The 10818-nt window shown below is 36.0% G+C and carries 9 protein-coding genes; 7 read left to right on the top strand and 2 right to left on the bottom strand.

All coding sequences use genetic code 11. The features are described 5' to 3' along the window. Positions 1 to 6: 6 nt before the first annotated feature. The 7 genes from AC4FQ5_RS18510 to AC4FQ5_RS18540 all read left to right on the top strand — a co-directional run bounded on the left by AC4FQ5_RS18510 (position 7) and on the right by AC4FQ5_RS18540 (position 7141). Positions 7 to 768 (top strand): lipopolysaccharide kinase InaA family protein, encoded by a 762-nt coding sequence (locus tag AC4FQ5_RS18510; RefSeq protein ID WP_491145754.1) that lies wholly within the window; start codon positions 7 to 9, stop codon positions 766 to 768. Between the two features lie 101 nt (positions 769 to 869). Beyond that, positions 870 to 1448, top strand: a complete 579-nt coding sequence (locus AC4FQ5_RS18515) for a phosphatase PAP2 family protein (protein WP_491145756.1) — start codon at positions 870 to 872, stop codon at positions 1446 to 1448. Between the two features lie 556 nt (positions 1449 to 2004). After that, a complete protein-coding gene (locus AC4FQ5_RS18520; RefSeq protein ID WP_491145757.1) occupies positions 2005 to 2145 on the top strand; it encodes a hypothetical protein in 141 nt (46 codons plus the stop codon). Between the two features lie 45 nt (positions 2146 to 2190). Beyond that, the gene (locus tag AC4FQ5_RS18525) at positions 2191 to 3042 is read left to right on the top strand and encodes a hypothetical protein (protein WP_491145759.1); all 852 of its coding nucleotides are present in this window, start codon (positions 2191 to 2193) and stop codon (positions 3040 to 3042) included. A 2-nt stretch (positions 3043 to 3044) separates the two neighbouring features. Next, positions 3045 to 4463: an autotransporter outer membrane beta-barrel domain-containing protein gene (locus AC4FQ5_RS18530; RefSeq protein ID WP_491145760.1), complete on the top strand. Its 1419-nt coding sequence runs from the start codon at positions 3045 to 3047 to the stop codon at positions 4461 to 4463. Position 4464: 1 nt separating this feature from the next. Next, entirely contained in the window at positions 4465 to 6567 is a 2103-nt protein-coding gene (locus tag AC4FQ5_RS18535; RefSeq protein WP_491145761.1) for a hypothetical protein, read from the top strand. Positions 6568 to 6688: 121 nt separating this feature from the next. After that, the gene (locus AC4FQ5_RS18540) at positions 6689 to 7141 is read left to right on the top strand and encodes a ferritin-like domain-containing protein (protein ID WP_491145762.1); all 453 of its coding nucleotides are present in this window, start codon (positions 6689 to 6691) and stop codon (positions 7139 to 7141) included. 189 nt (positions 7142 to 7330) lie between these two features. Here the strand turns inward: AC4FQ5_RS18540 and AC4FQ5_RS18545 are convergent, their stop codons facing one another. Together AC4FQ5_RS18545 and AC4FQ5_RS18550 are read right to left on the bottom strand one after the other, a co-directional pair. After that, on the bottom strand, positions 7331 to 7621 hold the full coding sequence (locus tag AC4FQ5_RS18545) for a hypothetical protein (RefSeq protein WP_491145763.1): 291 nt from the start codon (positions 7619 to 7621) through the stop codon (positions 7331 to 7333). An 871-nt stretch (positions 7622 to 8492) separates the two neighbouring features. After that, entirely contained in the window at positions 8493 to 10490 is a 1998-nt protein-coding gene (locus AC4FQ5_RS18550) for a PAS domain-containing sensor histidine kinase (protein WP_491145765.1), read from the bottom strand. Between the last annotated feature and the right edge of the window lie 328 nt (positions 10491 to 10818).

The following is a 10818-nucleotide window of genomic DNA, read 5'->3' on the forward strand; positions in this document are numbered from 1 at the left end:
GTTACAATGAAGGTGTTTTTTGCCAAAGAATTTTCTCAGTATAGTGAAGAAATCGCCCATATAATAAAAAAGTTTAGCAACACCGGTACTATCATAGGAGACGGCAGCCGGAATATTATTAAATTCTTTAAAATTAGTGACAGGCTCATTAATATTAAGTCGTTTAAGCAGCATAATATTATCAACAGGCACGTTTATAAATTTTATCGAAAATCTAAAGCCAGAAGGTCTTTTGAGTATGCACTACTTCTCATAGACAAAAAATTTTATACTCCCACACCAATTGCTTATATTGAAAATCATGATTTTATCGGTCTGACTTCCAGTTACTATATAAGTGAACAACTCGAAAATTCTTTTACTTTGAATGAAATTCTGAATGATCAGGATTTTCCTGAAAGAATTGAAATTATTCGGGGATACACTGCATTAATGTATGATTTACATCAAAATGGTATTCAGTTTATTGATAATGCAGCAGGAAACTTTTTGGTGAAAAAAGAAAATGGGATCAACCGGTTTTATATTGTTGATCTCAACAGAATGAATTTTTATGATCATATTGAAATTGATAAAAGACTTAAAAACTTTGCAAGATTTACACTCGACAAAGAAATCATGAATATTATTAGCGAGGAATATGCATCATTATCTGGATTGTCACCGCAATATTGTCTTAAGAAAATAAGTGACGCATCAAATAAAATGCTTTTTAAACGGAAAGTAAAAAAAGTTTTAAAATTTTATAAGTACTTTGTAAAGATTTAAAGATAACAACAGTTTTATCATCTGTTGTCTATCAGAAAGGATAAATTGCAGTCATCAGAGAAGGAAATCAATTTCACAAATTATTATAAAGCTTTCATTATATGAAATTAACCCTTGAATACTTGAATCAGATTGATACAGAGCTTTTTCTGGCAATCAACGGAAAACACAATGCTTTCTTTGATACGATAATGTTTTGGGCGAGCGATAAGTTGTTTTGGGTTCCGTTTTATGCGATACTATTAGTCATACTGATCAGAGAATATAAAAGATTTACCATTTATATTCTGCTCGCAATTACAGCAACCATTACTTTGTGTGACCAGACCGCCTCCGGACTTTTGAAAAATCTGGTGAAGCGGCTACGGCCTTCCCACGAGCCTTCTCTGGCTCCATTTGTCCACTTAAGCAAAGCAGGAGCAGGCGGAAACTATGGATTTGTATCATCGCACAGTGCCAATGCATTCGGACTCGTCACATTTCTTTGTTTTTTGCTTCCAGCAAGGTACAACTGGCTCAAAATTGTTTTGTTTTTCTGGGCTCTGCTTGTTTCTTACAGCAGAATTTACAATGGGGTACATTATCCATTTGATATTCTCGGCGGTGCATTGGTAGGTGTTCTTTCAGGCAGTCTTATCTGGGTTATATTCAAAGCGATATTTAAAGCTAAAATATCCTGATACAGAAGAATTAAAGGTGTTCAGCTTCTCAACTTAAAAATCTTATAAATGATGAATTTTAGTTAATTGAATAAACTTCTGTTTACTTGTAATCACCGGTTCAAAATCTCTCGTTTTTTCTTGAAGATATATATGGAAAATAATAAAAAAGCCTCACAAAATGTGAGGCTTTTTTGTTTTACAGAGCAGTTGCGTTTTTGTTAAGGAAGTCCTGTTTTATATCCCGTAATACATTGGAGTTGATATCCTTTTTAGGTCACAATTCTTATGCTCTTTATCTTTAAGAGTACGAAAAATGTCAGGAAAAATTACAGTTCAGAAATCGGAGATTCGAAAAAGTCAATTTAAAATCCAAGCGGTATATTTAAATGAATAGTTAAGTGATATATCCATTAAAAATGTCTGTTTTTCATTTGTTTATGAGTTTATTTTAGATATTTATTCATCATGAATAGAAATATTATTTGCTGCAAAGACAGGTTTGACCACCCGAAATATTTGTGTTTTGAGTAGGGATGATTGTATGTTTGCAGCACAATAATTATGAACAGAAACTATGATAAACGAAGTATTGACGATTTTTAAAGTTCAAGGGAATAATCCAGAGAAAATAGGAAGAACACCCAAATCCAATGAGAGTTTTTTTGTAAAATCACTTCAATCGAAGAGAACATTCAAACCAACCAATTCAAAATAAATTAGTAACAAAAAAATAAGAATTCACACCTAATTTCCAATAATCATGGCAGTACCATTATCAGTAATATTTAGCTGGTTTGAGAAGGGAGATATTCCCACAGATTATCAATTTCAGCAGACTTTTTCTTCATTCCGCCATGTAGATGAAAAAATCAAAATGTATGATGTGGCGGGGCTAACTGAAGAATTTCAAAAAACGCTGTCTACCACAACTTTTACAGATCATTTAGAAGACGAGAATGCACATCAGTCAGTGCTTGCTAAACTTAATGCATCCAACCTGTCAGCATCCAACGTAGAGGAATGGAAAGAAAAGTTAAAAATCAATTTAGCAGCTACTATTGACGGGAGTGAAGAGACAGGAAATGTCTATTCAAAAGAACAAATCAATGAAATTTTGAATGTGTTTCAGGCACAGGATCATGAAATGCTTCAACGTATTGAGCAAATTAACGAAATACTGACCTCTGACGACGTAAATCTGAACGAGCTTCAGGAAATCGTTGACGGGATCAAAGAAAACAGGGAGCAGGTACAATTGCTTAAAGATGCTATTGACAGAGGCTCTTCAGATGATAAGATCAACCTTGTTGGAAGTTATTCAAACTGGGGCACGGTCACTTATCAAAATCAGTTTAATAATCTGGTCTATGATAAAATTAAAAATATCGAAGATGTAACAAATCCTGAAAAGATCAGGCATGAAGTAAGAGTAAGGGGAGACTCTATCATAAAACATGATCTTAATACATTAGCTTTTGTAATCGATGCTTACGACACCGTAACCATGTTTACAGTACCTCTTAAGGTGAGAAGAATAGACACCGGAAATATTGAAGTGCTATTTGATTCAATTCCACCAAACACAATTCAGTTAACAATTAAAAAAATATAATTATGGACATTAAGTACGCTTATTATCGAAGCTCTGTAGGATACAAAATAGAGGGCAAAACAGACAATGATATTTTAACCGCAGGCGGCAGCACGAGGTCAATCAATTCTTTTTGGCATGATGGAAATTTAAATCCGTCAGATTATGTGCCAAAAACGAGAACTTTAACAATTAACGGTACTGCCTATGATTTGTCAGCAAACAGATCATTTACAACTCCGGACACAGTTACCCGTCTAAAAGGTGGTGCATCCGGTTCTTTGGTATCCGGAGATATTACCCTTGCAGCTGGTGCTAATATGGCGATTACGCAGTCGGGGAATACGATCACATTAGCCTCTACGGATACTACTTACACTGCGGGTAATGGTTTGACCTTGACAGGAACTGCATTTTCTTTACCGGTCACTACTTCTGGTACGGGGAATGTGGTTACAGGAATTAGTCAGACAACCAACGGAATAACAGTGAATCTTGGCTCTGTGCCTACCTCAACAGATTTGGCAAATTATATCCCGGTGTCACAGAAAGGTGCCGCAAATGGAGTTGCTATACTCGATGCATCCGGACAGGTTCCTGCATCTCAATTGCCATCATATGTGGATGATGTTTTAGAAGGATATTATAAATCTGCTGACGGAAAGTTTTATAAAGAAGCGGCATATACTAACCTCATCGCTGGGGAGACAGGTAAAATTTATGTATCTCTTGATACCAATAAAACGTATCGTTGGACAGGAACCACGTTCGTTTATATCACCTCTGGCGCTGTAGATTCCGTCAATGGATTAACGGGTGTTGTTGTCTTAAATAAATCTCATGTCGGTCTGGGTAATGCCGATAACACGGCAGATGCATCAAAAAATGTTCTTTCCGCTACAAAATGGACTGCAGCACGAAGCATCACACTTTCCGGAGTTACTGCAACGGCACAAACAATTGACGGTTCCGGAAATGTTGCAATCCCTATTACTGCTGTTCCTGCGACATTATTAACGGGAACTGCAGCAATCAATACAACCGGATCAGCTGCAAAATTGACAACATCGAGAACGATTTCTTCGACAGGCGACGGAACGTGGAGCGTTAATTTTGACGGTTCGGCAAATGTCACCTCAGCGCTAACGTTAGCTGCGACAGGAGTAACGGCAGGAACTTATGATGAAGTTACAGTTGATTCTAAAGGTAGAGTTACGGCTGGAACTAATGTTGTAAAATCATACAGTACTGCTATTTCCGGAACTGCAACTATAGCACACAATTTAGGAACCAGAAATGTCGATGTTGCCATGTATGATACAGTGACATTTTACAAAATTGAAGGCAGAATAAAATTAAGCGATCCGAATAAAATAGATATTGAGTTTGATTCTGCTTTGCCAAATACTGTATCGATAACGGTAACCCGTAAAGATATTTAATATGGATGTAAAGTACTCATATTATAACACCTCAAAAGGCTATAGAGTCACGGGCGGTACAGCTGCCCAATTTTTAAAGGCAGACGGTTCGGTAGATAATACCTCATATATTCCTGTGAACACAGAAATTAATATGGGGGATAAAAACCTCAATTTTACCACAGGATCAATTGCGAAATTTGACGGCAATACAAGAGTGTTTAATAAAGTATTTCAAAAATATAATGCTACTACACCAACAGGAGTACTAAGTTTTAAATTTCCTCAGGCAACTCCTAATGCCACGATGTTTGACGTGACTATTAAAGTTCATCTCTGGAATCTGAGAACTCTTGGAACCTTTCGGATTGCATTTTATAAGATTTCGGCAACCCAAATTCAGGCGGTTTATCATAAAGCTATTTTGGAATGTAGTGATAATTTTCCTACAACCACACTGAACGCGGGAATTGATGCAACAGGAAATGTCTGTATAAATATTGGTGATGCGACTACCGTTTGGAATACTCACGCAATGTTTGAGGTTGAAAGAGTTGTTTCGTTTTATACCGGTTCCAATTATGATTGGTCAAAAGGCTGGTCTTTAAATTCAGAAACAGATACTTCTTCCTATCAGTCACTGGTTAATATTATTCCGGAAATAGCAGCAACAAGGAGCTGGGTTTCTGCCAATATCATCACGAGTAATTCACCGCAAACAGGATTGAGCGGAAATAAAACCACTTCGGGAGATTGGATTTTTAATGGCAGTTCAGCAAATCATTTGTCGCTTTTGCGTCCGGGACAGGCGATTAATAATACAATAGGTTTTGGCTTTGACACCTTATCTCAGTATGTAGGTTTAGCAGATGATAATACTTTTGCAATAGGTAATAATCTGAATTTACAAAGCCTGTCTTTTCGCAAATTTTGGATAGATTTTACAAAAAGTTCAGTCAATTCAATAGGTCAGATAGGCGGCTCCATGTTAGGGAGTAAAGATGTCGGGGGATTTGCCATAACTACTTCCACAAATTCAAGTAGGGCAGAAATGATATTGCGCCATGTTTGGACGGCAAATAATAAAACTTACGGCGTTGGTGGATTATCATCAGGTACTTCGGGCAGTATGGCAAACTGGGGAATGTGGCAATGGTTCAATGACCGAACCGTAAACGGACATGATGGGTTTATAGGCTTCGCGGGAGATAAGGATACTGTTTTGATATCGTCTCTTGCAGGCACGGGAACCAGAATGGTGGTTGCTAATAGCAGCGGTATTATAAGCACGCAGGTCATACCCGCCTTTGATAATTACTACACAAAAAGTGAAGCTCTGAATATCTTTGTAGGGAAAAACGGAGTAGAAACCATATCCGATACAAAAACATTTACACACAGCCCTGTTGTACCTGATGCTACACAAAATAGCCATGCAGTTAACTTGTCTCAGCTCAATAATATGACCGCAGGATTTGTGAAGGTAAACGAACCGTTTTCAGCTGCATCAATTATGCTGGCTGATTTACAAAATGGCGATGCAGGAGGTTTGTATGACAAAGATAATGACCTGCACATTGCCGGCAAAGAAGGTAAGTTTATAAAATTAGCCAGCAAAGTTGGGGGCACGGATGGTATTGTTATTAATTTGGAAAATGGTCATATTGGCTACGGTGGTGTTGCTCCAACAGATTCCCATAATCATTATTTTAACGGGACAATAAGAATTCCTTACGGTATTTATTCGGAGTCCACCAATAATAATGATTTATACGGTGGGAATGGGAATTTATATCACCTGCCGCATGAAGTGGTTATAGAGGATGACTCGATCAGATTTAGACCGGATGATAAAGAATTTACAAGTACTTCAAATTTCTACGGTTCTAAAAATAGGGTTGTAAAGCTAACACTGCGTGAGGGAGGTGCTATAACAATGGATGCAATGTTTGAATATCAGGAGATAACAATCATGAATATAAGCGTAAAAGAAGTAAAATTTATGGTAAATAATACCAACGTGAACTTTTCTATACCTCCTAAAAGTAGCGCAAAATATTACATGAATAGCATAGGAAGAATTATACAGGAAAGTATGAGTGTAGGATATTGTGTTTCTTCTTAAATACAATGTGATTAGTAATTTTAATGAGGCATGTGTGATTGATTAAAATCCGTATATATGAACCTACCACATGGTATGGCTTTTGTAAATGTTGTGATACACTAATCAAAAATATTGTATTATGGACAACAGAAACACCGTATCAACTTTAAATGATTTACTTAACATTACGAATGACAGAATCCAGGGATTCAGTAAAGTGGAAGATAAAGTATGGGATACCTATACTCCTTTAAAAAATGATTATGATGAGATGGTAAGACAATCTCACGCCATGAAATCTGATCTTATCTCATTAATAAAGGAGAAAGGAGGGGATCCGGATGACACTTCAACTACCGCAGGTGCGCTTCACAGAACATGGATTGATGTGAAAAATTCATTGACCGGCGATAATGCAGAATCTACACTAGAGAATGTGGTATTTGGAGAACAGGCTGCTATTGATGCTTATGAGGATGCTTTGGAAAGCGGAAATTTATGCCCACAAAGTTCAGCAGTTGTCGCAGACCATCTGGGAAAACTAAGATCCTCTTACGGAAAATTTGAAAGTCTGGAAAGACGTGCAGATTGATGTGAATCTTTTTAATTTAATCATGAAAACTCCTAAAATTAAATGTTTTAGGAGTTTTTATTTAAAAAAATTAATATAAATTTAAATAAGAAGCTGTTTATGCAGGAATAGCCTGACTTCCAGCAGTCATTTTTAGATTAGAAGCGGAAAAATATATTAACCGCCTTATTTTACTTGGCTATATAGAGACTAAGACCGATAATCAAGTTTTGATTTGATATCAGCTAAATCTACCGCAATCTTTTCAAAAGGAGAAAGTTCAGACCCATTTCCTTCTTCATCTTTTATTGCGCCAGAACCCATCATGGTATCATACAAAATGATATTTCTTTGAAATTCTAAGGCTTTACTTGTGAAAAACTGATCGATTGCACCACCTTTGGTAAACGGAACTTCTTTATCGTCAAAAGCGTCTACCAAAAGCTGTTTAGTCTCCAATAAATCTTTTAATAAGATTTCTTTTGTCGTTTGTTTAAGCATTTTTTATTGAATTTGTATGGTTCAGGATATAAGAATATTGAGACTCAATCAAAAATAATTCCAAATAAATGTGATCAAAGCAAACCTTAGTTAATCCTTATGATCTGATATTGTAATTTACCTTAAGAAGTGATCTTCTAAAGCCCAAACTAATGCACAAAAAAATACGGATTTACTTTAGGAAATTATTTCAACTAAAAAAATTTTTTTTCCTTTTTGCTTTTTCGCGTTTTATCTTATTCCTTATAAGTGCAATACATATTATTAAGATACAAAATATGGCTATAATTATAGAAAATCTCTTAAAGTATGGATGATAAGTTTTGAACAGAATGATATTTCTGATTTCGCCGGGAAGAAGAATTAAGATGATGTCAACAATGAAAATTGCAATTACAATTTTATTCCCTGGTGTTCCCAATTGTGTAATGTTATTAATGAATTTATTCATGTCAAAGAATTTATGGCAAAATAAAAAAACACGGTAAATACATATATACGAGATTACTTTCAGATTGGTTTTAAATCAAGAGTCAGCGAAATAAAAAATCTGATTCAGCAAATAATTAAACGAACAAAAGATTGCCACAAGTATTTTAAAACTTAACGAAAGGATTCTTCACACATTAAAATCATTCATTCTGTGATTGATAAATTTAAATCAAATAAACTTTCTCAGATAATCTGCGCCAATTCCCTGCGTCGATCGATTGTTTAATATTGAGCAATAGGCAGGGCAGACCGTTGATATGGGTTTGTATCATTGAGCCTTTTGTCAGTTAAAATGTTTACGGAGCCAATAGTAAAATTATATAAATTATTCTATTGGCATTTATAGTATAATATATGCTTTTGCAAGGTTCTTAATGACTTACTCAGCGAGAATCTCGTGACCATCAATTGGCAAAACAAATGAGAATACAGTGCCTCCATTTTGCAGACTTCTGACTTCAATAGTACCGTTATGAAGGTCGATGATTTCTTTACAAAGATAAAGCCCGATGCCGAATCCTGCTATTGATGCATTATTAATATCCTTTACTCGGTAATAACGCTCAAATATACGTTGCTGGTCATCTTCTGAAATACCTTTTCCCTGATCTTCAACATTGATTTTCAGGCTGTTATTACTTGTGATGAGGTATTCTACGGTAATTGATGATTCCACAGGAGAATATTTCACAGCATTTTCGATAAGGTTATGCAGTACTTGGGAAATTTTTTCGCGATCTGCGAATACCAATTGTTGATTGGAAGATTTGAAAATAAAATGATGGGTATGGATGGTTGAAAGTACTTCATCTTCAATTTCTGAGAATAATGATCGGAAATCAAAGGATGTTTTATTAATATACATTTGTCCTGATCCAATTCTCGAAACATTCAGGAAGCTATTAATCATACCTGTCATATTATCCACCTGTTTTAAAGATTTATCAAGCGTATTTTGCTGCAAAATATTTTCTGCCTTTACCGCCATCCTTTGCAAGACCTGAAGATATGCTTTTAGTGATGTGAGCGGGGTTTTGAGTTCATGACTCACCATTCCCATAAAATCGTCTTTTCGCTCTTCCTCTTTTTTTTGTTCAGTAATATCCCGTAGGGTACCATTGAGGCTGAGCGGATTACCCTGCTGATCATAAAAAACCCTGCCGTTTGCCTGTAGCAGCCTTATTTTGTTGTCTGTTTTATTTTTAATTCGATATTCTATAAAGTAATGACCATCAGAATCTTTACTGAGTGAGCTTAAAATGGCTTCAGTTACCCGCTCTCTATCTTCCGGGACGATCACCTCTAAGGCAAGAGAAAGGTCCAGATTTTCTTCGGAAGACAGACCAAACCAAACCTTGAGAAGGGTATTTCCCGAAAATAAATTTGTTGCGGGCTGGTAATAAAAGGTAGCAAGCTCACCTGCGTCTATCGCAAGAGCTAACATCTGCTGGTCATTTTCATTTTTTCTGCGCTCGAGTACCTGCTGGGTAATCTCTTCTAGAATGATCAGAATACCCGAAATCTCACCGTTATCAGAAAATATTGGCTGGTATATAGAATTTACAATAGCCTCTCTTAGACCTTCATGATGCCTTAGTTTGACGAGGAATTCAGAATTAATTTTTGGTTTTCCGCTTTGATAGACTTCTCTGAGCCACATATCAACCGACTGCCCCCGTAATTCCGGACGGACTTTCTCATGAGGATAGCCAATCACTTCTGTATCTGTATGTCCCCATATTTTAAGTATTGCCGGATTGGCGATTTCAATAATCTGTTCAGGTCCTTTCAGCATAGCAATTCCAACAGGTGCCTGTTTAATGATTGTCCGTATATATTCCCTGCTGTAAGCAAGTTCCTCAATAGAATGGTTAAGTTCTTCGTTAGTAGAGGTCAGCTCTTCAAGCGTAGCAGCCATTTGCTCTTTGAGTACCTGTTCCTCTTCTTCCTTTTGTTTGATCTGCTGTAGAAACTTCCGACGTGAGGTAACCTCAAGAGCCGTATTAAGTATACACCAGGTTTTATTATTATGGTCATGAAGTGCCCGATATTCGTAATCAAAATAATCAAGGGTTTCTTTACCGTTTTTTATCAGTTTTGCAGGAGCTTCAGATACAGAATAGGTTTTGCCGGACCGCCAAACCTCTTGTAATATTGCTAAAAAGGGTTGGCCCTCCAATTCAGGAATCGCATCCATTAATGGCTTACCTATTACTGACGAGTCTTTGCCCCATAAAGCCAACATTCCTGCGTTTGCAAAACGAATGATCATATTTTCGCCTGAATAAATGGATGTCGGGGTAGGGGAGGAAGCCAGTGCCTGGATGATTAAATCAGTACTGAAGCTATTATCGAACGGGATATCTTGGGTAATCATAAATTATACAAATATACAATAGCAATTTTATTGGATCAAACATTGGAATGTGAAATACAAAAAAAATAGTATTCAACCCACATTTAAGGAAAACAATTTTATTGATTAGATGCTGAATAAGTTCAGGATTTGGCATCATGTATATTGGAAATTCTGTAATAATTTATTTTGTACAGTCTAAAACTGCTTTTTTGTAATAATTTCAATTTTTTGAGATTATTTATTTTGTCATCTAAAATTGTTTACAAAATACACGTCAAGTTCTGTCGCATTACAGCTCTATCTTTGTGAAAAATCAATCTTTTTCAATTATATTAAATCTCATTAA

It is taken from the genome of Chryseobacterium sp. DT-167 (assembly GCF_058310155.1).